This window comes from Prosthecobacter sp. Pr1, assembly GCF_057652315.1.
The window spans coordinates 375460-394843 of sequence record NZ_JBYFBS010000005.1 but is presented as its reverse complement, the minus strand read 5'-3'; the positions used below and the strand labels follow the sequence as shown (position 1 = coordinate 394843).

At 59.2% G+C, this 19384-nt stretch carries 25 protein-coding genes; 5 read left to right on the top strand and 20 right to left on the bottom strand.

The genetic code is table 11. The annotated features are described in order from the left end of the window. Nucleotides 1–20 precede the first annotated feature (20 nt). From fdhF to AC24GY_RS11385, 4 genes are all read left to right on the top strand, one after another. Nucleotides 21–2792, top strand: a complete 2772-nt coding sequence (gene fdhF / locus AC24GY_RS11400; RefSeq protein WP_487682912.1) for a formate dehydrogenase subunit alpha — start codon at nucleotides 21–23, stop codon at nucleotides 2790–2792. Between the two features lie 23 nt (nucleotides 2793–2815). Continuing rightward, nucleotides 2816–3850: a hypothetical protein gene (locus AC24GY_RS11395; protein ID WP_487682910.1), complete on the top strand. Its 1035-nt coding sequence runs from the start codon at nucleotides 2816–2818 to the stop codon at nucleotides 3848–3850. A gap of 124 nt (nucleotides 3851–3974) precedes the next feature. After that, nucleotides 3975–4571: a hypothetical protein gene (locus tag AC24GY_RS11390; protein WP_487682908.1), complete on the top strand. Its 597-nt coding sequence runs from the start codon at nucleotides 3975–3977 to the stop codon at nucleotides 4569–4571. Nucleotides 4572–4582: 11 nt separating this feature from the next. Beyond that, nucleotides 4583–5323 carry a metallophosphoesterase family protein gene (locus AC24GY_RS11385; RefSeq protein ID WP_487682906.1) on the top strand — a complete coding sequence of 247 codons (741 nt, stop codon included), beginning with the start codon at nucleotides 4583–4585 and terminating at the stop codon, nucleotides 5321–5323. A 7-nt stretch (nucleotides 5324–5330) separates the two neighbouring features. Here the strand turns inward: AC24GY_RS11385 and AC24GY_RS11380 are convergent, their stop codons facing one another. From AC24GY_RS11380 to AC24GY_RS11370, 3 genes are read right to left on the bottom strand one after another with little or no spacing between them, the layout of a single operon-like run. Further along, nucleotides 5331–6437 carry a WD40/YVTN/BNR-like repeat-containing protein gene (locus tag AC24GY_RS11380; RefSeq protein WP_487682905.1) on the bottom strand — a complete coding sequence of 369 codons (1107 nt, stop codon included), beginning with the start codon at nucleotides 6435–6437 and terminating at the stop codon, nucleotides 5331–5333. A gap of 4 nt (nucleotides 6438–6441) precedes the next feature. Beyond that, on the bottom strand, nucleotides 6442–6711 hold the full coding sequence (locus AC24GY_RS11375; protein ID WP_487682903.1) for a MoaD/ThiS family protein: 270 nt from the start codon (nucleotides 6709–6711) through the stop codon (nucleotides 6442–6444). 8 nt (nucleotides 6712–6719) lie between these two features. Beyond that, entirely contained in the window at nucleotides 6720–7994 is a 1275-nt protein-coding gene (locus AC24GY_RS11370) for an MFS transporter (RefSeq protein WP_487682901.1), read from the bottom strand. 45 nt (nucleotides 7995–8039) lie between these two features. Here AC24GY_RS11370 and AC24GY_RS11365 point away from each other — a divergent pair, with 45 nt between their 5' ends. After that, entirely contained in the window at nucleotides 8040–8384 is a 345-nt protein-coding gene (locus AC24GY_RS11365) for a YkgJ family cysteine cluster protein (protein WP_487682899.1), read from the top strand. A 9-nt stretch (nucleotides 8385–8393) separates the two neighbouring features. Here AC24GY_RS11365 and AC24GY_RS11360 read toward each other — a convergent pair whose 3' ends face one another. From AC24GY_RS11360 to AC24GY_RS11280, 17 genes are all read right to left on the bottom strand, one after another. Further along, on the bottom strand, nucleotides 8394–9665 hold the full coding sequence (locus tag AC24GY_RS11360; protein WP_487682897.1) for a Gfo/Idh/MocA family protein: 1272 nt from the start codon (nucleotides 9663–9665) through the stop codon (nucleotides 8394–8396). Nucleotides 9666–9728: 63 nt separating this feature from the next. Further along, nucleotides 9729–10109, bottom strand: a complete 381-nt coding sequence (locus AC24GY_RS11355) for a hypothetical protein (protein WP_487682895.1) — start codon at nucleotides 10107–10109, stop codon at nucleotides 9729–9731. 88 nt (nucleotides 10110–10197) lie between these two features. Further along, nucleotides 10198–10632, bottom strand: a complete 435-nt coding sequence (locus tag AC24GY_RS11350) for an SRPBCC family protein (protein ID WP_487682893.1) — start codon at nucleotides 10630–10632, stop codon at nucleotides 10198–10200. Nucleotides 10633–10649: 17 nt separating this feature from the next. Continuing rightward, nucleotides 10650–11144: a VOC family protein gene (locus AC24GY_RS11345; protein ID WP_487682891.1), complete on the bottom strand. Its 495-nt coding sequence runs from the start codon at nucleotides 11142–11144 to the stop codon at nucleotides 10650–10652. 17 nt (nucleotides 11145–11161) lie between these two features. After that, nucleotides 11162–11608, bottom strand: coding sequence for a VOC family protein (locus AC24GY_RS11340; RefSeq protein WP_487682889.1), 447 nt, complete (start codon nucleotides 11606–11608; stop codon nucleotides 11162–11164). Nucleotides 11609–11616: 8 nt separating this feature from the next. Beyond that, nucleotides 11617–12057, bottom strand: coding sequence for a VOC family protein (locus AC24GY_RS11335; RefSeq protein WP_487682887.1), 441 nt, complete (start codon nucleotides 12055–12057; stop codon nucleotides 11617–11619). A gap of 22 nt (nucleotides 12058–12079) precedes the next feature. After that, nucleotides 12080–12565 carry an SRPBCC family protein gene (locus AC24GY_RS11330; RefSeq protein ID WP_487682885.1) on the bottom strand — a complete coding sequence of 162 codons (486 nt, stop codon included), beginning with the start codon at nucleotides 12563–12565 and terminating at the stop codon, nucleotides 12080–12082. Between the two features lie 27 nt (nucleotides 12566–12592). Continuing rightward, nucleotides 12593–12859, bottom strand: coding sequence for a hypothetical protein (locus AC24GY_RS11325; protein ID WP_487682883.1), 267 nt, complete (start codon nucleotides 12857–12859; stop codon nucleotides 12593–12595). Then, the gene (locus AC24GY_RS11320; RefSeq protein WP_487682881.1) at nucleotides 12856–13626 is read right to left on the bottom strand and encodes a DUF899 domain-containing protein; all 771 of its coding nucleotides are present in this window, start codon (nucleotides 13624–13626) and stop codon (nucleotides 12856–12858) included. Before AC24GY_RS11320 ends, AC24GY_RS11325 begins: the two co-directional genes overlap by 4 nt. After that, nucleotides 13623–14090 carry a GyrI-like domain-containing protein gene (locus AC24GY_RS11315; protein WP_487682879.1) on the bottom strand — a complete coding sequence of 156 codons (468 nt, stop codon included), beginning with the start codon at nucleotides 14088–14090 and terminating at the stop codon, nucleotides 13623–13625. The genes AC24GY_RS11320 and AC24GY_RS11315 overlap by 4 nt, the downstream gene beginning before the upstream one ends. Before the next feature lie 27 nt (nucleotides 14091–14117). Continuing rightward, nucleotides 14118–14657: an SRPBCC family protein gene (locus tag AC24GY_RS11310; RefSeq protein ID WP_487682877.1), complete on the bottom strand. Its 540-nt coding sequence runs from the start codon at nucleotides 14655–14657 to the stop codon at nucleotides 14118–14120. Nucleotides 14658–14692: 35 nt separating this feature from the next. Beyond that, on the bottom strand, nucleotides 14693–15169 hold the full coding sequence (locus AC24GY_RS11305; protein WP_487682875.1) for a VOC family protein: 477 nt from the start codon (nucleotides 15167–15169) through the stop codon (nucleotides 14693–14695). A gap of 35 nt (nucleotides 15170–15204) precedes the next feature. Continuing rightward, nucleotides 15205–15603 (bottom strand): YciI family protein, encoded by a 399-nt coding sequence (locus tag AC24GY_RS11300; RefSeq protein ID WP_487682873.1) that lies wholly within the window; start codon nucleotides 15601–15603, stop codon nucleotides 15205–15207. Then, nucleotides 15600–15992, bottom strand: coding sequence for a YciI family protein (locus tag AC24GY_RS11295; protein ID WP_487682871.1), 393 nt, complete (start codon nucleotides 15990–15992; stop codon nucleotides 15600–15602). The genes AC24GY_RS11300 and AC24GY_RS11295 overlap by 4 nt, the downstream gene beginning before the upstream one ends. Before the next feature lie 109 nt (nucleotides 15993–16101). Next, nucleotides 16102–17388, bottom strand: coding sequence for an RNA polymerase sigma factor (locus tag AC24GY_RS11290; RefSeq protein WP_487682869.1), 1287 nt, complete (start codon nucleotides 17386–17388; stop codon nucleotides 16102–16104). Nucleotides 17389–17399: 11 nt separating this feature from the next. Then, a complete protein-coding gene (locus tag AC24GY_RS11285) occupies nucleotides 17400–18053 on the bottom strand; it encodes a TetR/AcrR family transcriptional regulator (protein WP_487682867.1) in 654 nt (217 codons plus the stop codon). Between the two features lie 72 nt (nucleotides 18054–18125). Continuing rightward, nucleotides 18126–19358 (bottom strand): outer membrane protein assembly factor BamB family protein, encoded by a 1233-nt coding sequence (locus AC24GY_RS11280; RefSeq protein WP_487682865.1) that lies wholly within the window; start codon nucleotides 19356–19358, stop codon nucleotides 18126–18128. Between the last annotated feature and the right edge of the window lie 26 nt (nucleotides 19359–19384).

The following is a 19384-nucleotide window of genomic DNA, read 5'->3' as shown; positions in this document are numbered from 1 at the left end:
CATCCCAAACCACCTCTTTTATGGTCAAGGATCTATCCACTCTCACCGCTTTCATTGATGGCGATGCCTGTCAGTTCAATGAAGGCGACACGCTGCTGAATTTCATCGACCGCCACCGCGGGCGCGGACATGTCCCGACGCTCTGTGATGCACCGCAACTGGAGCCGTATGGCGCGTGCCGCGTGTGTTCGGTCGAAGTCGCGCTGCAGGCTGATGGGCCGCGCCGGGTGGTGGCCTCATGCCACACGCCTTTGACGGCGGGCATGCATGTGTTTACCGAATCGCCCAAAGTGCGGAAGCTGCGCAAGAACATCGTGGAACTGGTGCTGACGGATCATCCGCTGGACTGCCTGACTTGTGAGGTGAGCGGGAACTGCGAGCTGCAAACGGTGGCTGCGAAGGTGGGCATCCGTGGGGTGCGCTACCCAGCGGGGGCAAACCATTTGGACCGTAAGAAGGATCATTCGCATGCCTACATGACGTCCGAGCTTTCGAAGTGCATCAACTGCTCACGCTGCGTGCGTGCGTGCGATGAAATCCAAGGGCAGCATGTGCTTTCGATGCATGGTCGCGGTTTCAACGCGAAGATCATCAAGGGGCTGGATGAATCGTTTGCGGACTCCGAGTGTGTGTCCTGCGGTGCGTGTTCTCAGGCTTGTCCGACCTCGGCCATCAGTGATGTGTTCTTTTCGAAGTCCATTGAGGCGACGAAGAAGACGCGTACCATCTGCACCTACTGCGGTGTGGGCTGCAATCTCAATGTGGCGACAAAGGGTGATCAGGTGCTGAGCATCCAGGCTCCGGTGGATGCCGAAGTGAACCATGCGCACACCTGTCTGAAGGGCCGCTTTGCCTTCAAGTTTTACAATCACAAGGACCGCCTGCGCACGCCGTTGATCAAGCAGCCGGATGGTCAGTTCAAGGAATCGACCTGGGAGGAAGCTTACGATCACATCTTCGCCAATCTGACACGCATCAAAAACGATCACGGCGGGCAGGCAGTGGCGGGGATTTCTTCCGCACGCTGCACGAATGAGGAGAACTATCTCATGCAGAAGTTCATCCGTGGCGTCATGGGCACGAACAACATCGACTGCTGCGCCCGCGTCTGCCATTCGCCGACGGCCTGGGGCATGCAGAAGAGCTTTGGCACGGGTGCGGCCACGAACTCGTATGAGGACATTGAGCATACTCGCTGCATCATGGTCATCGGTGCGAACCCGACGGAAGGCCACCCCGTGACGGGTGCGCGACTGAAGCAGCACATCATGAAGGGAACGCCGCTGATCGTGATCGATCCGCGCAAGATCGAACTGGTGCCGTATGCGAAGCATCACCTGCAGCTGCGTCCTGGAACCAATGTGGCGCTGCTGAACATGTTTGCACGCTGCATTCTCGATGCCGGTCTCGTGAAGACCGAGTTCGTGAAGAAGCGCTGTGAGAACTGGGACGAGTTTGAGAACGGGCTGCGTGCGCTGGACCTGCCGGCGTTGGAAAAAATCACCGGCGTGAGTTTGGAACTCGTGCGCGCCGCCGCCATCGAATACGCCTCCGCTGAGGCTGCGATGAGCTTCCATGGTCTTGGGGTCACGGAGCATGAGCAGGGCGCGAAGACGGTCATGCTTATCTCCAATCTCGCGATGATGACCGGCAATATTGGTCGCCCTGGTGTGGGTGTGAATCCGCTGCGCGGCCAGAACAACGTGCAAGGTGCTGCGGACATGGGCTGCCAGCCGCATCAAGGTGCCGGTTATTTTGAAATGGCCGACGTGGAAGTGCAGAAGCGCTATGCCGATTTCTACGGTGTGCCGAGCCCGAGCGAACCCGGCTGGAAAATTCCGCAGATGTTTGATGCTGCCGTCGAAGGCAAGCTAAAGGCACTGTGGCTCATGGGCGAGGATGTGGTGCAGACAGATCCGGATGCGCACCATGTGCGCCATGCGATGGAAAGCCTCGAATTCCTGGTGGTGCAGGAAATCTTCATGACCGAAACGGCGAAGTATGCTGATGTGATTTTGCCTGCGTCCTCCTTCCTGGAAAAGAGCGGCACCTTCACCAATGCCGAGCGCCGAATGCAGCGCGTGAACGCCGCCGTGAAGCCGCTCGCGGGCACCAAGCCCGACGGCCAGATCATGTGCGAAATCTTGCAGCGTTTTGGTTTCCCGCAGGCGGACTACACGCCAGATGGTGTGCTGGCGGAGATCGCTCAGATTGTGCCTTTCTTCAAAGGAGCCACCTGGGAAAATCTGGGCATCAATGGCAAGCAGTGGCCGGTGAAAGAAGGCGGTGTGGACACGCAGATCATGCACCAGGAGCAGTTCACTCGTGGCAAAGGTCACTTCCACTTCTTCCCGTGGGTGGAGTCCAACGAGTTGAAGACGAACGGGCAGGAGTTTCCCTTCATCCTCACGACGGGGCGCATTTTGGAGCATTACAACTGCGGCACCATGACGCGCCGCACGGGCAACAGCGAGATCGTGACGCAGGACCTGCTCTCCATCAATCCCGAGGACGCGAAGCGCAAAGGCATCCGCACGGGAGACATCACGCGGCTTTCCAGCGCGCGCGGTGAGGTGGAACTGGAAGCCCGCGTCACCGATGAGGTGAAGCCTGGTATTCTTTACACCACCTTTCACTTTCCCGATGCCATGGTGAACAACGTCACCGGCCAAGGCTGCGATGGCGACACCCTTTGTCCCGAGTACAAGGTGGTGGCTGCGGATGTGGAACTCGTCCGCATGGGCAAGCTGAAGAAGAAGCAGAAGGATGGCTTTGCGCCTGCGATGGTGTGAACAATTCCCCAACTTTCGAAGGCATGAGGCATGTCATCACAGGGCTGCTGGTCAGTGTGTTTGGCTGCGCAGTCCTGCATGCCGAAATCCTGACCATACCCGTGGTGGGTCAGGGCTGGCAGATCAAGTTTGAGGGGCCAGTGCTTGCCGTGGAAAGTCAGGAGTTCAAGGCTGAAGGGCTGACCTATCGGGGCAATGCAGGGCGGTTCAATGTCTCAGCTTTTGTAGGCGCACCGGCTGGCAAGGGGGGAGACAGCAAAGCCTGCCGCGATCACTTCTGGAAGCTGGCCAGCCAGAACCCGATGATTCAGCAGGACAGCGTCAAGCAATGGAGCACGCCCATGTGCGAATGCGTGGAGTCTGTGACCAAGGATGAGAGCCAGGGAGAGGAATCGACCCAGGCCCATATCAACTGCTACTTCGAACTGCTGGGCAAATGGGTGGATGTGCACGCGTCGGTCATCTCACCGACGAACGACGACAGGCAGATGCTGAAGAAACTGGGGGAATCTCTCTTTTACTGCACCTTTTCCAGGTTCAAGGGGCCGGGGCAGCAGTTTGATCTGGGCAGCATGGGCCGGGTGCAGATTGATGTGCCTTCGACATGGCGGGTCGGGAACCATTGTGTGACCCAAGGCCTCGGAACCGGGGAGCAGCATACGCTGTCGTTTTTTTCCATCAATGACCCCAGTAAGAGCTGGCAGATGACCTTCTTCAATAGCTCAGTGCGCTACAAGACCCTGAACGACATCCAGCAAACGGCCCAGCGGTTTGCAGCAGCCGGTTCGGTGGAAGGGGAGGGGCAGATGCAGGAAATCAAGCTCAAGCAGGGTGTCGGGTGCCACGCTGAATACACGGACACTTCCCCCGCTGACGATCCCGCTGAAGCGGGTAAAGCCAAAGCCGTCTCAACGGCCTTCGTGGCCCCCGTGCCGGATATTCTCGGCACGATCAGCATCGTTGCCAATGACACGAAAGACCCTGATTTTCTGGCGGCGATTCAGGCGCTGGGAACGATTGAGTGGGAGCAGGCGAAGGCTTCGAAGGGTAAAGAATGAAACGGGAGAGATGGCTGGTAGGCATGCCATTTTCACATCCATTTCACACGACTGGCCTTGGAAGGGATGCCATTTAGAGAAGACTGAGTCAGCCGAGAATCTTCGTGCCTTGGCCCAGACAATCATGAGCAGCCAGCAGACAGCGCCAATCCAATCTGCCCTCAGTAGGCGGCGCATCCTGCGGCTGCTCGTGCTGATCCCGATGATGAGCATCGGGCTGTTGATGGCTGGCGTAGGCCTGGTGTTTCTGCGCTCAGACGTGGCGTCATTTCGGCCTCAATTATCGAAGATCCGGCAGATGATTGAGGTGCAAAAAGAGGTGACGCCTACGCTGCCGCGTTTTCTGATTCAGTGCTTGCATGCGGGAGGCGGCTTGCCGAATCATTTCACCGCCCGGTATTTGCTTGTGAGATATGGCCTGAGTGAAACCGATGCTTTGCACTGGCATACAAGGACGCTTTTTTGGAGCTGGTCTCTATACTGGCATTTGTCCGAGGCAGAGCGAGACCTGCTCTACTGCGCATGTCTGAACGATGGAGCGGGCCAGACGGGCATTCATCATCTGTCCTTGCGCCTTCACGGTAAGCCGGTTGAAAAACTCACCGAGCCAGAACTGGCGGCGCTGGCCGTGGCCAGTCGTTCGCCGATTATCTTTCTCAGGGACCGCCAGCGTCTGGATACTCTTAGCGGGGATCTCTTGCGCCGCGTCAAAGCCGGGTGATGAATGGAACCATGTCGCGAATTCTCATCGCCACGGATCTTCATCAGCGTGCCGTTCTCTATGCAGCGCTGTTGAAGCTGGCCGCTGAGATCAAGCCGGACGCGGTCATCCTGGGCGGTGATTTTCTGCATCATACAGGTCTGTCGCCATATGGGGAACCCCCACAGCTCATACCTATGCAATGCGCTGTGGAACTCCACGCGATTGAAGCACCGCTATTGTTTGTGCGCGGTAATCACGAGGATGAGAACTGGTTCGAGTTTCGGGATGCGTGGAAGTCGCTGCGCACTTCCACTCCAGCGCGTTTGAATGGAAGCTTTGCCATGATCGGAGGTGTTGGCTTGGTGGGATTTCCATGTTTCATGGGGTATCAGCAGCCGTTCAGCGAAGGTGAACCACTTGGAGGTAAACACTACCAATTCTGGTTCAAGCACCTGCTTGCCGATCATGGCGACGAGGCGAAGCGGCTTTGGATCATGCACGAGCCGCCGACGAGAACACAAATCTCGGAGGCAGGTTCACCCGTTGAAGGCAATGCCTGGTGGCGGGATGCCATCGAGGAGCAGCAGCCAGAACTCGTCGTCTGCGGCCACGACCACACCACGTCGATCCGACGTGGTGTTTGGCAGGATCAAATCGGTGCGACGAACGTCATAAACGTGGGGCAGAACATGGACGGGCCGCTGCACGCCACGCTCGTCGAAGGCTCAGGATCAGGTCGGCTGAAGTATGAAAAAATCGTGATGGCTTGATCCGCCCTCAGCCAAACCTCACGCAGTACACCGGCGGCAGATCCGCGCTGAGCCGGTCCCATGAGTCGCCGCCGTTTTCGCTGATCCAGACGGAGCCTGTGGTGCTGCCGAAGGCGAGGGTTCGGCCATCGCCGGTGACATCGAGGCAGTGGCGATAGACCAGATGATACGCATGCTCCTGTGGCAGGCCATGACGCAGTGGTTCAAAGGTCTGGCCACCGTCTCGAGTACGCATCACGCAGAGGGCACCGTCGCAAGCCACGCGGACTTCGTCTTTGATGCCGGGCACAAACCACGCGGTTTGCGGGTCCTGAGGATGCATGGCTACGGCGAAACCGAAATTGGAGGGGTTGTCATTCAGGATCTCGCGCCAGTTTTTACCGCCATCAGTGGAGTGGAAGATGCCGTTGTGATGCTGCATCCAGATCGTGTCAGGATCCGCAGCGCTCCAGGCGATGCGGTGCGGATCTTGAATGCCGGGATCATAGACCAGTTCTGGCGGTACGTATTCCGCACGAATGCCGGTGCCGATGTTGGTCCAACTTGAGCCGTTGTCGGTGGACTCCCACACGCCGCCGCAGGAGACGGCGATGAGCAGGCGGTGGCGGTTGCGGGGATCAACGAGGATGGTGTGAATACCGGGCCAATCTGCACCGCCGCCCATCCATTTGGCACGTCCGGGATCATTCCACAGGCTTTCGACGAGCTGCCATGAGGCGCCGCCATCGGGTGAGTGAAACAAGCCGCCGGGCAGTGTGCCGCACCACAACTCGCCTGGCGCAGCTCCGGCTTCCAGTGCCCAGACTTTTTTCAGGTCCCATGGGATGGTCTGCTGGCTCACGAAATTGACCACGTCTGGCGTGGCCTCCGGCTTGGGCGGGAAGGCTGGGCAGGCGCGCTCCTCCCAGCTCGCGCCTGCATCGTGAGAGGCATGAAATTTGGTGCCGAAATGCCCGTGCTCCACGGCGGCGTAGAGCGTGCCGTCGCGTGCATCCGGCAGCAGCATGGGCACCTGCACGCCGAGAAACGAATTGCGGGTGATGTGCCAGCCTGTGGCGCTGCGTTCTGCTTCGATGAGTCCTTTGCGGGTGCCGAGGTAGAGTTTCGTGCTCATGATTTCATCCTCCTGAGAGTGCCTGCATCACAAAGATTTCCGAGTCCGGCCGCACGGCATCCGCCTGCTTCTGCCGGTCTGTGATGGCCGTGCCATCAACAAACACGACCACATGCTGCCTCACGGCTCCTTGGTCATCCAGCACGTAGCTGCGCAGCGTGGGATGTTGTGTGAACACGGCGTGCAATGCCTCGCGAACCGTGATTCCTTCCACCTTGCTTGCAGGTGCTGCGGTCTGACTCGCGAGATTGGCGGTGAATTGGACCGTGGGCATGGCGCGTGTTACTCTGGCAAATCTTCTCCTTGTGTCTCCGGCAGACAAGTGAGGAAAATCAGGCCGAGGAGAAAAAAGCCGCCGAGGCAGGTGATGGCGGTGCGCAGGTCCATCGTGGATTTCATCCAGGCGCTGAGCCAGATGAGCACGGGCGCAGCGAGCAGGCGGCCCGTATTGAAACAGAAGCCGGAACCCGTGGCGCGCAGATGGGTGGGAAACAGCGCCGGGAAAAACGCTGCGTAGCCAGCATGGATGCCTTGGGCAAAGAAACCGAACACCGGCAGCAGCAGGAGCAGAAGCGTGTAGCTGCCGACGTAGGATGGGAGCCAGCAAACGATGGGCGTCATGGCCAGTGCGGCGAGGTGCATGATGACAAAGGTTTTCTTGCAGCCCCAGCGTGCACTTAGAGGACCAAAGGCCAGCATGCCTGCGCCTGCGCCTGCCGTTTGAATGAAGCCAAAGGCGATCTTGGATTTGCTGGCCCAAGCGGGATCTCCTGCACGCTTGAGAAAATCAGCGGCGATGTCCTGCCCTGCGACCACCACGCCCCAGAATGTGGCGAGACCGACCATGGCGAGCAGCGCGCCAAAGATGGCACGCGAGCGCCAGCGCGGTGTGCCCAGCAGTTCGCTGAAACTGCCCATGCGTTTGGGCTTGGACTGCCGCGCCTCCTTCCATGCTTCGGGCTCCTTGATGCTCAGGCGTACCCACAGCACCAGCAGGGCGGGGACGACGCCGAGCATGTAGGCGGTGCGCCACTGGGTGCCGACCCACAGGCCGGCGGCGGCGGCGAGCCACAGGCCTGCCACACTGGTGGCGTGAAAAATGCCGCCCGCGCGCTCCCGTGCTTCTTTGGGAAACACTTCTGCCACCAATGCTGCGCCCACGGCCCATTCGCCGCCCACGCCCATGGCCACAAGGAAGCGCAGTACTCCGACTTCCCAAATCTCACCGGCAAAGGCGGTGATGCCGGAGAATACCGAGTAGAACAAGATCGTCAGGGCCATTACGGGATTGCGCCCCCATTTATCAGCGAGCGAACTGAAGAGCAGTCCGCCAAAGGTGCCGCCGAGAAGGAAGATGCCGAGAAAGCGCTCTCCCCATATTTTAACGAGAGGATCGTCGGCCTTCACATGCAGCAGTTCCGGCAGCATGTCTGCCCGCGTCAGATTGTAGATCTGCCCTTCAAACGCATCGAAGACCCAGCCGAGTGAAGCGACGAGCAGCACCAGCCACTGGTAGCGGGTGACGGTGGAATACCATTTGGGGGACGCGGAGGGCATGGTGAAATGAGTCAATCTGAAGGCTGAAGAAATGTCGAAGCTGAAATGCGGAAAAGTGTTATGGGAGGGACTCCTGCCATGAATCTTGATCCATCACCCTGTCAGAGCTGTGGGGCGTGCTGTGCGCACTACCGCGTCTCCTTCTACTGGCAGGAGGCGGCGCAGCGTGGTCTGGATGAAAGCATGCTGGTGCAGGTGAGTCCGTGGCAAGTTTGTTTTCGAGGAACAGAAGTGAAGCCGGTGCGCTGTGTGAACCTGGAGGGCGAGGTGGGCTCGTGTGTTTCATGTCTCATCTATGAGCAACGAACGACGCCTTGCCGAACTGTGGAGATTGGGGATGAGAAGTGCCTGCAGGCCCGGGCTGCGCATGGGATGCGGGCATTGGCATGAGGGGTGAACTCACAGCGGCATCGTCGTTCCTGGAATGGCCACGGGATACCAGCCTTCCTCGTCTGGCTTCACGGGCGGTTCGGTGGCCCAGGTGATATTGTCGGGGACGAGGGCTTCCTGTGAATTCATGGCCTGCTCCCAGGTGATGACCTGGCCGGTGTAGCTGGCCATGCGGCCCATGACGCCCATCATGGTGCTGTGCGCCGCGTAGTCTGCATCGTTGCGGACTTGGCCGGTGCGGATGTTTTCAAACAGGGCATCGTGTTCGAGCTGATAGGGGTCTTCCTTGTTGCGCAGACGTTTGCCGCCGGGTGGCTGGCCGTTGATGAGGAACTTGCCGCCATTCGCCAGATCGGCCGCGCCCTTGGTGCCGTGGAAGTGCTCGCTGACATCGCGTGCGCATTTGCCGCCAATCTGGCAGCACTGGCTGAGGATGCGCATGCCTCTTTCGTATTCGAACTCGACGGTGTGGTGGTCAAAGATGGTGCCGTTTTCCCGGGCACGGCGCACCTGACGTCCGCCCTGGCCCACGGCTTTGATGGGCATGACGCCCTTCATCACCCAGTTGGCCACGTCGAGATTGTGGCAGTGCTGTTCCAGGATGTGATCACCGCTCATCCAGGTGAAGAAGTACCAGTTGCGGATCTGGTAGTGCATTTCGCTCTCCTTGGGTTCGCGCACAAAGCCCGGGCGCGAGGTGCCATTCCAATAGACTCGGCCAAAGACGAGGTCGCCGATTTCACCTGCATGAATGCGGTCGATCATGTCCATATAGCTGGGCTGATAGCGGCGCTGAAAGCCCACGCAGACATTGAGATTCTTTTTCTTCGCCTCCTCCGAGGCGGCCAGCACACGGCGTACGCCAGCGGCATCCACTGCGACGGGTTTCTCCATGAAGACGTGTTTGCCGGCCTTCACGGCCTGCTCAAAGAGAAAGGGGCGCGGGCCGGGAGGAGTGGTGATGAGAACGACGTCTGCGAGGGCGAAGGCCTTCGCGTAGTCCTCGAAGTTTGTGAACACCTGATCTGGTGGCACATCGACCTGGCCTTCGTGCTTCGCTTTGAGAATATCCAGCGCCGCCTGGGCCTTGCCTTCCAAAGGATCAACCACCGCCACCAGCTTGATGGTGGACCCTGCGGAGAGCGCCTGATTGCAGGCCCCGGTGCCGCGCCCGCCGCAGCCGATGAGGGCGATCTTGATGTCGTTGTCTTTTGGCGCCGCAAACGCATGCGTGGCGGCGGTCAACGCGGTGGTGGTAATGAATGTGCGGCGGGTGGTCATGGTGGCTGGTTGGACGCAGCTGTGAACCGTCCAAGACCACCCAACCTTTCATCTGTCCGCTGATCAACGCAGCAGCCCTGCCCAGGCCTTGCGTTCGGACCAGAGCAGAAAAAGAGCGAGAAGGGAGATGCCGATGAGCATTGGCTGGAAGATGCCATCGCCTGCGACGAAATGATGGAAGGCGAGGATGTTCAGGATGATGGGGCCGAGGCAGAGGAGGCCGAGATTCCGTGTCTTGGGAACGAGGAGGAGAATGCCTCCAATGAGTTCAAACACCTTCACAAACTTCATGTAACCCGTGGGGCCAAAGGCAGCCATGAAGTGGAAGATGGGAGTGTCCTTCGGAAGCTCTGGCATGGGCGCGAGATTGAACAGGACCATGCAGGCGCTCATGATGAACAGAAGTCCGAGGAGGATGGATGCGACTAGGGGGGCGTATTTCATGTGTGGAGAGGGGATTGCGAACTGTACGAATCGGGAATGTTTGAGGCTGTATTTAATTTTTAGCGGGCATTCATGGGGTGAGTCCGCCCTATCCGAGATGGGCGGCGAGTCGATCAAAGTTTTCTTCGTTGGCCGGGACGCAGATCGGTTTGAAGCGTTCGCAGATTTCGGCGGTTTCAAACTGCATGCACCAGGTCATGTGTGTGCCGGTTCCTGCATCGGCGAGGGTGATGGTCATGCGGAAGTGTGGGGCGACGTGTTCATAGACGATGCGCTCGTCTGGGACGATTTCGATGAAGCGAGTGTGATTGGCGTAGTCCTTGCCATCGGGGCCGTGCATGGTGAATTTCCAGTCGCCACCGGGGCGGAGGTCGAATTCATCGAAGGTGTTGGTGAAGCCCTTGGGGCCCCACCATTGGGCGAGTTGGTTGGGATCGCTGAAGGCGGTGTAGATGCGGTCGCGACTTGCAGGGAAGATGCGGGTGCTGATGATTTCGGTGGAATGGTCTGGAGACTGACTCATGGGAATGAATGACGGTTTTACTTGGAAGCAGCGGCTTGCTGGAGTGTTGCGATATCGAGCTTGATCATTTTCAGCATGGCCTGGGTGACGCGGGAGCAGAGGGCATGATCGCTGGAGGCCATGAGGTCTGCCAGCACCGTGGGAACGATCTGCCAGGACACACCGAATTTGTCCTGCAGCCAGCCGCATTGCACGGGCTTGCCGCCATCGGCGGTGAGAGCGTCCCAGTAGCGGTCCACTTCCTCCTGGGTGTCACACGATACCACGAAGGAGATGGCCTCATTGAATTTGAAGATGGGGCCGCCATTCAAGGCGGTGTAGTTCTGGCCGAAGAGTTCAAACTCCACGGTCATCACGGTGCCCACGGGCGGGCATGGCGGTCTGTCTTCGGCCGGCACCTCGGCGTAACGGGCCTTGCGCAGGATTTTGCCGTCTTGAAAGATGGAGATGTAGAAGTCCACCGCCGCTTCGGCGTTGTCATTGAACCACAGAAAAGGGCTGATTTTTTGCATGGATTTAAGGGGTGAGGTCAAGCAGGCTTTGATTCTGCACTGGGAGCCACGGTGACCATCCAGCCCATGCCAAACTTGTCCTGCAGCATGCCGAAGCGAGATGACCAGAAGGTCTTGCCGAGGGGCATGTTGACGGCACCGCCTTCAGCAAGCGCATTGAAGGCACGCTCTGTCTCGGCTTCGGTGGGCAAAGCGAGAGAAAGGGAGAAAGCGCGAAAGCCTTTGCTCTCTTCACCACCGCAGCCATCGGAGGCCAGGATCACGCTGCCACCGACCTTGAAGCTGGCATGCATGACTTTGTTTTCATAGCCGGCAGGCAGGGTGTCGGGCGGCATTGGATCGGGGCTGTCGCTGTAGCGCAGAAGCATCTGCACTTCGGCACCGATGGCGGATTTGTAAAACTCGAGGGCCTCCTCGCAGCGGCCGCCGAAGAAGAGGTAGGGGTGGATGTAGGGCTGGGACATAGGGGTGGTCAGGCTTTGGGTTGCATGCAATTGATCATCCAGTGGATGCCGAACTTGTCTGAGAAGGAGCCGAAGTAGGCGCCCCAGAGCATGTCCTGGATGGGCATTTCGACTTTGCCGCCTGCTGAGAGGGCGGTGAAGAGACGGTCCGCTTCTTCGCGGGTGTCGGGTTCGAGATTGATGTGCACATTGTTGCCTGGGGTGCACTTGAAGCCCATCGACTCGGGGGAATCGGTGCCCATGAGGACGTGGTCGCCGAGGGTGGGCAGGGCTATGTGCATGACGAGGTTCTTGTCGGCCTCAGCGGCGGGCGGGCAGTCCGGGCTGGCAGGAATATCACCGAAGCGGGCGATGTGACCGACGTATTCGGTTTTGAAAACCGACTTGTAGAAGGCGAAGGCTTCTTCGGTGTTGCGCGGGAAATTGAGGTAGGTGCTGACGCGGGACATGGTAGGGCAGTGGGTTGAAGTGTTACTTGCTCATGAGTTCAACGAGTTGATCAAATGCCTTGCCCCAGCCGTCCATGAAGCCCATGGCGGCGTGCTTTTCGCAGGCCTCCTTGGTCCAGTGGCGGGCGCGGGCCGTGTAGCGAGTTTTGCCATTGGGCAGGGTTTCCCAAGTGAGAATGGCGGTGAAGAAGAGATTGGGATTGGGCTCCCAGTTTGGCAGATAGCCGTCGGTGAAGACGAGTTTTTCGTTTGGCACGACTTCGAGATAGACGCCGACATTGGGGAACTCCTGGCCTTCCGGGCTGCGCATGGTGGTTTTGCAGGTGCCGCCGGGACGGAGGTCGATCTCGCAAGCCGTGGTGGTCCAGGGCTTGGGGGTGAACCATTGGACGACGAGGTCAGGCTGTGTCCATCCAGCGTAGAGTTTCGCGGCGGGAATGTCGGTCTCGCGCACGAGGACAAGTTCTCGTTCGGAGAGGGGGGATTCGATGGGGGTGGGGAGTGGCATGGTGAGATGGAGGATGGATGCAAGAGACTAGATGCTGGATTTGCGAAAAACGTCGAAGTGGCGAACGAGGCAGAGGATGCAGAGAGGCAGGCAGAGGATGATGAGCGTGGCATGCAACACGGTGGCAGTGGTGACCGATATACCGATGCCAAGCATGAGGCTGAGCCATGCAGCGAGGCATAGCGGGCACTTGGGAAGGAGAGCCAGCATGACTCCGGGGATGAACCAGCCGGCGCAGTGTTTCACAGCGCGCAGCTTTTTCCCGAAGGAGCAATGGCAGGCTGTGGTATTCATGCGGCTTTGGGGGTGGCGCTGCAGCCGCAGCATTCTTTGCCGGTGGTGCGGCCGTCGTTTTCATAGCGGTCGTGGCGCTTCACCCAGTCCATGAGATTGCCATTCACATTCTCCATGCGGCCCTTCGGCGTCTGATCGATGAACTGATAGGCGCCCAGCAGGACCTCGCCGCCACGGCTGAAGGAGGAGTAGGTATGGTAGATCTGCCCTTCCGCGTCCTTGTAGAAGACGCTGAAGCCTGGCAGTTCTTCGCAATCAGGGCTGTAGTCCTGGGTGGTGAAGTTGTAGGTGATCTTGCCGTCCTTCACGCTCTTCGGTGGGAAGGAGACTTGGAAGTCCTGGTTGAAGTCGGTGTGCGCAGCGGAAACCCAGCGAAACTTCCAGCCCATGCGTTTGCGATAGGCCTCCAGTTTGTCGATGGGGCCGTGCGACACGGCCACGAAGGAGAGGTCGTGATGTTCAAAGTGCTGGCGCGCGCCATCCACGTGATCGCACAGAAAGGAGCAGCCGGTGCAGCCCTCTTCCCAATCGGGGCCAAACATGAAGTGATAGAGAAACAACTGGCTGCGGCCGTCGAAGAGATCGGCCAGCGTTGCCTGGCCGGTGGGTGTGTCGAAGACGTAGGGCTTGGTGATTTTCACCCAGGGCAGTTCGCGGCGTAGGCGTGCCACCTCGTCGCTGGCTTCCATCTGGGCTTTTTCCCTGGCCAGCAGGGCACGGCGTGCCGTCAGCCATTCTTCGGGAGAAACAATGGAATGGTCTTTCATGGTATGATGGTTTGATTGAGTTCGGTGCGGAAGGTGGAGGAGTCTTGACTAGACTCAGGGCCGGAGAGGTAGCGTTCCCAGAGATTGGGTCCCAGCTTGTGGCCTTGGGATTCGATGATGTCCTGAAAGTCTCCCCAGGCCTGGCCGAGTCCTTCATACGGACCGGTGTAAACGGTGCGCACGATGGTGGTGCCGGGGATTTCACCGGGCTTAACCCGCCCCACTGGCTGCATTGCGCCCGATATGGGCACGCCGACTTCAAAATTGAAGATGCCAGGTGTCATGCCGAAGTGATGTGCAAAGACAGGTCCTTTGGGACCGATGCCCTGGGCCTGAGTTGCGGCGATGACTTCGTTGATGGCCGGGCCCATCACTTCCTGAATTTGATCACGCGGCACGGTGATGTGGATCACGGCGGCGGGCTGGGACTCAGTGACAATGGGGGCTGTGGGCTGGTCGAGCATGGTGGTTCCTTGTTCGAAGTTTGCAGGTCAAGCCTTTGGGGCTGCTTCAGCGACCTTCTTCAAATTGGCGAGTCCTTCTAGGAACTGGTCGCCGCACATTTTTTCGCAGTCCATGAACATGCCCATGATCTTGCCGATGAAGGGTTTCTTGCTCTGCATGGCCCAGGTGATCTTGGTGCCGGTGCCTTCGGGGGTGAAGGTGAACTGGACATCGCTGGTGCCGGCAAAGGGACGCACAAAGGCCAGCTTCATGCCGACTTTTTCATTCGGCTTGCTCTCCACCAATGTGGTGCTGCCTTCGCCAACTTCATTGTTGCCGGACCACTTGTAGATGGCGCCGACACCTTCGGGCGGGCCTTCGAGGCTCTTCTTCATGTTAGGATCAATCTTTGCCCATGGCGACCACGAGTCCCACTGGCGAAAGTCGTTCACGATTTTGAAGACTGCCTCAGGGCTGGCGGTGGTGGTGGCGGAACGGGTGACGTTCATGTCATCGGACTGGAAAGAGGCGATGACGCAGATGACGGCGATGATGAGGACGAGGCCGAGGAGAATTTTTTTGATCATGGTGTGCGTGTTGTGTGTTGAAGGTTGAAAGTGGATTACTTGGCGGCTTCCTTTGAGGACGGGCATTTTCCGAGCATGGCATCCCAGCGCTTTTGCATTTCTTCGGGAGATACTTTTTCGATCTCGTGCTGGAGCAGCCATTCATGGCCGAAGGGATCGCGCACGGAGCCGCTGCGGAAGCCGTAGAATTGATCGCTGGCTGGCATGAGCGGAGTGGCACCAGCGGCGACAGCTTTCGCAATGGCGACATCTGCGTTTTCAACCATGAGGCAGAATTTCACGGGTGTGCCGCCGAGTGTTTGAGGGGACTTGTTCCAGGCGGGATTTTCATCCGAGAGCATGAGCAGGCTGCCTTGGAGATCGAGCTCGGCATGGCCGATCTTGCCGGACGAGGCATCGGCGAGACGGAAGCGTTCGCTAGCACCAAAGGCTGCGTGATAAAAAGCGATGGCCTCTTCGGCATTGTGCACGGTGATGTAGGGGCTGAAGGATGGGTAGGCGAGTGTGCTCATGGTGGGTGGTTGGTTGGAGTTGGTGTGTGTTTTGATCAGGACTGGGAGGTGGATTTGACTTCGGCCATGGGGCGGCAGAGATCGGCAATGGGTCGGACTTCAATGGTGGCGCCGTATTGGAGGATGGGGCATTCCTGGGCGATGCGGACGGCTTCATCCATGCTGCCCACAGCGATGCGGAAGTATCCGGCGATGGCTTCCTTTGACTCGGCAAAGACGCCGTCGGTCACGGTTGCTCCCTTGGGGCCGGAGACCAGCTTGCCCTCCTCCATCAAGGGCTGTGCGCCGCGATGGATGCCGGTTTTGCCGAGGCGATCAACCCAGGCGTAAAAGTCAGTCATGACGTGCTGGAGTTCAGAGGGAGACATGCCGTGGTTCCAGTGAGTGCCTCGAATGAGCAGCAGGTATTCGTCAGTGGGGTTTTGGGGATTCATGCGGGCGGGGTTTCGTTGGTGATGTCTGAGGCTGTGCAGAGTTCGGGATCGAGCGGGCGGACCTCATAATGGAGTCCGCAGGGAAGGGTGGGGCTGTGGGAGAGCAGATCAGCGGCCTCACGCAGGCTGCCTGCGCTGACGAACCAGTAGCCGCCCACGACTTCCTTGGCCTCGCCGAAGGGGCCGTCGGTGGTGACGCCCGCCTTTGAGACGTTGGCGCGGTCCGTGCCTAGGCGACTGCCGGGGCGCATACGGCCTGCCTCGATGTGGCGGTTCAGCCACGCATAAAAGTCGGTGATGGCGGTGTCGATTTGCTCCTTGGACTTGTCTTTGTCCCAATGGCCGCGCGAGATCACGAGATAGTCATGGAGGGAAGTTTCAGGGCTCATAGGGAGGGGCGGACGTGGGGCGTTTAGGAATGAATTGTCGGGGTTTCAAAAGGACGACGAACGGGCCAGACGAAAAAGGACATCGAAACAAAATTATTTTTGAGCGGGGTTATTTTCTGACTACAGCGGTTTCACATGCGGCCAGCTGCCGCTCCAAAAAGCTGCGTTCGGAGGTCAGTGCCGCGAGGGCCAGTGCCTTGCGGTAGTGAGCGGCGGCGGCCTCTGCTTGGCCGAGTTCGGCGGCGAATGCACCGCGTGCTGCGTGCAGGGAGAGGTAGGCATCAAGTCCCTGTACGGCTGCAAGTGCCTCCAGCCCGCTCTGCGCACCATGCACACGCCCCACGGCGATTGCGCGATTCAAAGCCACCACGGGCGAGGGCGTAAGCAGCACGAGCTGATCATACAGCATGAGAATGCGTGCCCAGTCGGTGGTTCCATGATCGGTGGCCGTGCTATGGCATGCGGCGATGCCTGCCTCCAGATGATATTCCGTGAGGGTGTCCCCACGTGCGGAGTGCTGCAGGTGCTGAAGCCCGCGCTGGATGAAAGACTGATTCCAGAGGCTGCGGTCCTGTTCATGCAGGCGCAGAATTCCGCCGGTATCATCGGTGCGTGCCGGCAGGCGAGCGGCACTCAGGAGCATGAGGGCCAGCAGAGCGTGGCACTGCGGCAGGCCGGTGTGCTGATGGGTGGCCAGCAGCTCGGTAAGACGGATCGCCTCATGGCAGAGATCGGAGCGTACCAAGTGCTCGCCACTGCTGGCCTTGTAGCCTTCGTTGAAGAGCAGATAGAGGGAGGTCAGCACGGCATCAAGGCGCTGCGGCAGTTCATGCGCCGCAGGCAGTTCAAAGGGCAGCGCCAGCTCGCGGATGCGCTGGCGTGCGCGTACGAGCCGTTTCGAGATGGCGGCCTCACTGGTGACGAACGCCGCCGCGATCTCCGCCGGACTGAGACCGCAGAGAGTCCGCAGTGCGAGGGCGATCTGCGCCTCGGCGGACAGCTGCGGGTGGCAGCAGACAAACATCAGCCGCAGGGTGTCATCTCGCAGGTTGGCATCATCCGGTGCTGCTTCCAGCGGCACGGCCATCCAGCGTGCCTGCTCTGCCGAGATGCCCTCCTCACGTTCGTTCCAGCGCTGTTCGCGGCGCAGTTGATCCAGCGCCAGATGGCGGGCGGTCTGAGTCAGCCATGCGGCGGGATTGTCCGGCACACCGCGATAGGGCCACGTCTGTAGTGCGCGCACGAGGGCCTCCTGCACCACATCTTCGATCCACTGCAGCCGCTGCGCGCCGAACTGACCAGCCAGTGTCGCGACGAGGCGCGCGGACTCATGCCGGAAGAAATGCTCCGTGGCAAACTGAGCACTAGCAGTCGTGCTGGAGGGTGCGTCAGACATCGCAGATTCGATTATGCAGAGTCGCCACGTGGAGTTCCATTGGCCTGAAACAGACCGTCCACATAGTCGCGGGCGAGTTTGAGATTGTGACGAATCAGTTCCTGAGAGCGGCAAGTTTTGCCGATGAGCATGGAACCTTGCCAGAGGCTGTTGAGGAACCACGCTACTTGAATGGGATCAAATTTGGTCTTTGGCTTGTGCAGTTTCTTGGCGGCGGTGAGGAGCTTGGCGACGTTTTCGGTCCAGAGTTTCAGTTCCTTCTCGCATGCTGCCTGAAACGCCGGGTTTGTGGCGGACATCTCCTGGGACATCATGCCCACCATGCAGACGACGGCATCATCATTGCGCCGCGTGAAGCCGATCATGATATCAAACATGCGGTGCAGCTGTTCCAAGGGATCGAGTAAGGCGTCCTGCCAAGATTCGGCGTAGAGGGCGGTGCCCATGCGTCCCCACCATTCGATGGCTGCGATGCCGAGGGCTTCTTTGTTTTCGAAGTGGTGGAAAAAGCCACCCTTTGTCATGCCTGCTTCTTTGCAGATCTGATCGACCGAAGTGGCGGAGAAGCCCTGCTGCAGCATGAGGCGCACGGTGGCGTCGATCAACCGCTGACGTGTAGCGGCAGGATCGCGTTCGCGCTTGGTGCTGGTTGCTTTCTTTGACATACAAACCGGTTGGTATGTAACGAAAGGGGCGAGCCCGTCAAAGTTTTTTGCTCTTAGGCGTGGATCAGGGAATCACTTTGCTGCCTCGCCTACGCACCACAGATATTCCTGGCGGGTTGGGCTGGTCTTGGCGGAGCGAAGGTAGATGCGGTTGTCGCAGATGGCGGGAGTGCTGAAGGATTCATCGCCCAGCTGGTTTTGCGAAAGCAGGGTGAACTTCTCTGGAGTCGCCTCAAAAACGGAAGTGATGCCGCCTTTGCTCGTGACGTAGATGCGCGAATCGGCCATGACGGGGGAGCCATAAAACTCGCGGTCCACTTTCTCTGACCACAGCTCTTCACCGGTGGCGGACTTCCAGCAGGTGGCTCGTCCGCCATCACCCACGGCGAAGACATGGCCGTTCTTCACAATCATAGATGGCACGTAGGTGCGGGTGACGTTCTCCCAGGCGATTTTGCCTGAGCCATCGGCTTCAACGGCCATCGTGTGAGTTTTCGGATAGCCACCGCCGAGGAAGATGCGGCTGCCATCGGTCACGGCGGTGACCACGGTTTCTTCGGTGCTGCCGTCGATGCTCCAGAGTTTTTTGCCAGTGAGGGGATCAAAGCTTTCCACCTTGTTGCAGCCTGCGAGCACGGCCTGCGTTTTGCCTGCGGCGTTGACGACCGCGGGGGATGCGTAGTTCGCCACGGGCGGGCGGTCCTGCTGCCAGACGATCTCGCCGGTGAGTTTGTTAAGGCCGGACATTTTGCCGCCGCCGCGATGATCTGCGGAGACGAGCACGATAGACTGATAGATGACCGGAGAGGAGCCAAAGCCCTGATGCACCTGGAAGTCGCACACGCGGCGCTGCCAGAGCTGCTTGCCGGAGAAATCGAGCGCGGTGGTGAAGATGGCGCCGTTGTTGAGGAAGTTGACGAACAAGCGCTCGCCGTCGCTCACGACATCGGACGAGGCCTGCGAGGAGATTTTGTGGCCTTTGGTGTTGAGGTTGCCGCGATGCACGACGGCTTCCCATTTCTTCTTTCCGGTGGCGCGGTCATAGCAGAGGACGAGCTGCTCCTCGGTCTCCATGTCAGCCGTGGCGAGATAGACATGGTCTGCCACGATGGTTGGCGAGCCATGGCCACGACCACGAACCTCGGCCTTCCATAGGACATTTTCAGCTTCATTCCATTTTAACGGAAGCTTTTGTCCGGCTGCTGCATGACCATCCATCGTGGGGCCGCGCCAGGCTGGCCAGTCGGCGGCGATGAGGTGAGTAGAGAGGAGCGCGGAAGAAAGCAGGAGGGCGTGGATTTTCATGCAGACGTTGCATAACGCCGCGAAAA

Coding starts and splice junctions, on each gene's coding strand:
- AC24GY_RS11385 (WP_487682906.1), top strand. CDS start 4,583: ATGTCGCGAATTCTCATCGCCACGGATCTTCATCAGCGTGCCGTTCTC.
- AC24GY_RS11335 (WP_487682887.1), bottom strand. CDS start 12,057: ATGTCCCGCGTCAGCACCTACCTCAATTTCCCGCGCAACACCGAAGAA.
- AC24GY_RS11375 (WP_487682903.1), bottom strand. CDS start 6,711: ATGCCCACGGTCCAATTCACCGCCAATCTCGCGAGTCAGACCGCAGCA.
- AC24GY_RS11395 (WP_487682910.1), top strand. CDS start 2,816: ATGAGGCATGTCATCACAGGGCTGCTGGTCAGTGTGTTTGGCTGCGCA.
- AC24GY_RS11390 (WP_487682908.1), top strand. CDS start 3,975: ATGAGCAGCCAGCAGACAGCGCCAATCCAATCTGCCCTCAGTAGGCGG.
- AC24GY_RS11370 (WP_487682901.1), bottom strand. CDS start 7,994: ATGCCCTCCGCGTCCCCCAAATGGTATTCCACCGTCACCCGCTACCAG.
- AC24GY_RS11360 (WP_487682897.1), bottom strand. CDS start 9,665: ATGACCACCCGCCGCACATTCATTACCACCACCGCGTTGACCGCCGCC.
- AC24GY_RS11300 (WP_487682873.1), bottom strand. CDS start 15,603: ATGAATCCCCAAAACCCCACTGACGAATACCTGCTGCTCATTCGAGGC.
- AC24GY_RS11310 (WP_487682877.1), bottom strand. CDS start 14,657: ATGATCAAAAAAATTCTCCTCGGCCTCGTCCTCATCATCGCCGTCATC.
- AC24GY_RS11315 (WP_487682879.1), bottom strand. CDS start 14,090: ATGCTCGACCAGCCCACAGCCCCCATTGTCACTGAGTCCCAGCCCGCC.
- AC24GY_RS11305 (WP_487682875.1), bottom strand. CDS start 15,169: ATGAGCACACTCGCCTACCCATCCTTCAGCCCCTACATCACCGTGCAC.
- AC24GY_RS11280 (WP_487682865.1), bottom strand. CDS start 19,358: ATGAAAATCCACGCCCTCCTGCTTTCTTCCGCGCTCCTCTCTACTCAC.
- AC24GY_RS11325 (WP_487682883.1), bottom strand. CDS start 12,859: ATGAATACCACAGCCTGCCATTGCTCCTTCGGGAAAAAGCTGCGCGCT.
- AC24GY_RS11345 (WP_487682891.1), bottom strand. CDS start 11,144: ATGCAAAAAATCAGCCCTTTTCTGTGGTTCAATGACAACGCCGAAGCG.
- AC24GY_RS11285 (WP_487682867.1), bottom strand. CDS start 18,053: ATGTCAAAGAAAGCAACCAGCACCAAGCGCGAACGCGATCCTGCCGCT.
- AC24GY_RS11380 (WP_487682905.1), bottom strand. CDS start 6,437: ATGAGCACGAAACTCTACCTCGGCACCCGCAAAGGACTCATCGAAGCA.
- AC24GY_RS11290 (WP_487682869.1), bottom strand. CDS start 17,388: ATGTCTGACGCACCCTCCAGCACGACTGCTAGTGCTCAGTTTGCCACG.
- AC24GY_RS11350 (WP_487682893.1), bottom strand. CDS start 10,632: ATGAGTCAGTCTCCAGACCATTCCACCGAAATCATCAGCACCCGCATC.
- fdhF (WP_487682912.1), top strand. CDS start 21: ATGGTCAAGGATCTATCCACTCTCACCGCTTTCATTGATGGCGATGCC.
- AC24GY_RS11320 (WP_487682881.1), bottom strand. CDS start 13,626: ATGAAAGACCATTCCATTGTTTCTCCCGAAGAATGGCTGACGGCACGC.
- AC24GY_RS11330 (WP_487682885.1), bottom strand. CDS start 12,565: ATGCCACTCCCCACCCCCATCGAATCCCCCCTCTCCGAACGAGAACTT.
- AC24GY_RS11340 (WP_487682889.1), bottom strand. CDS start 11,608: ATGTCCCAGCCCTACATCCACCCCTACCTCTTCTTCGGCGGCCGCTGC.
- AC24GY_RS11355 (WP_487682895.1), bottom strand. CDS start 10,109: ATGAAATACGCCCCCCTAGTCGCATCCATCCTCCTCGGACTTCTGTTC.
- AC24GY_RS11365 (WP_487682899.1), top strand. CDS start 8,040: ATGCGGAAAAGTGTTATGGGAGGGACTCCTGCCATGAATCTTGATCCA.
- AC24GY_RS11295 (WP_487682871.1), bottom strand. CDS start 15,992: ATGAGCCCTGAAACTTCCCTCCATGACTATCTCGTGATCTCGCGCGGC.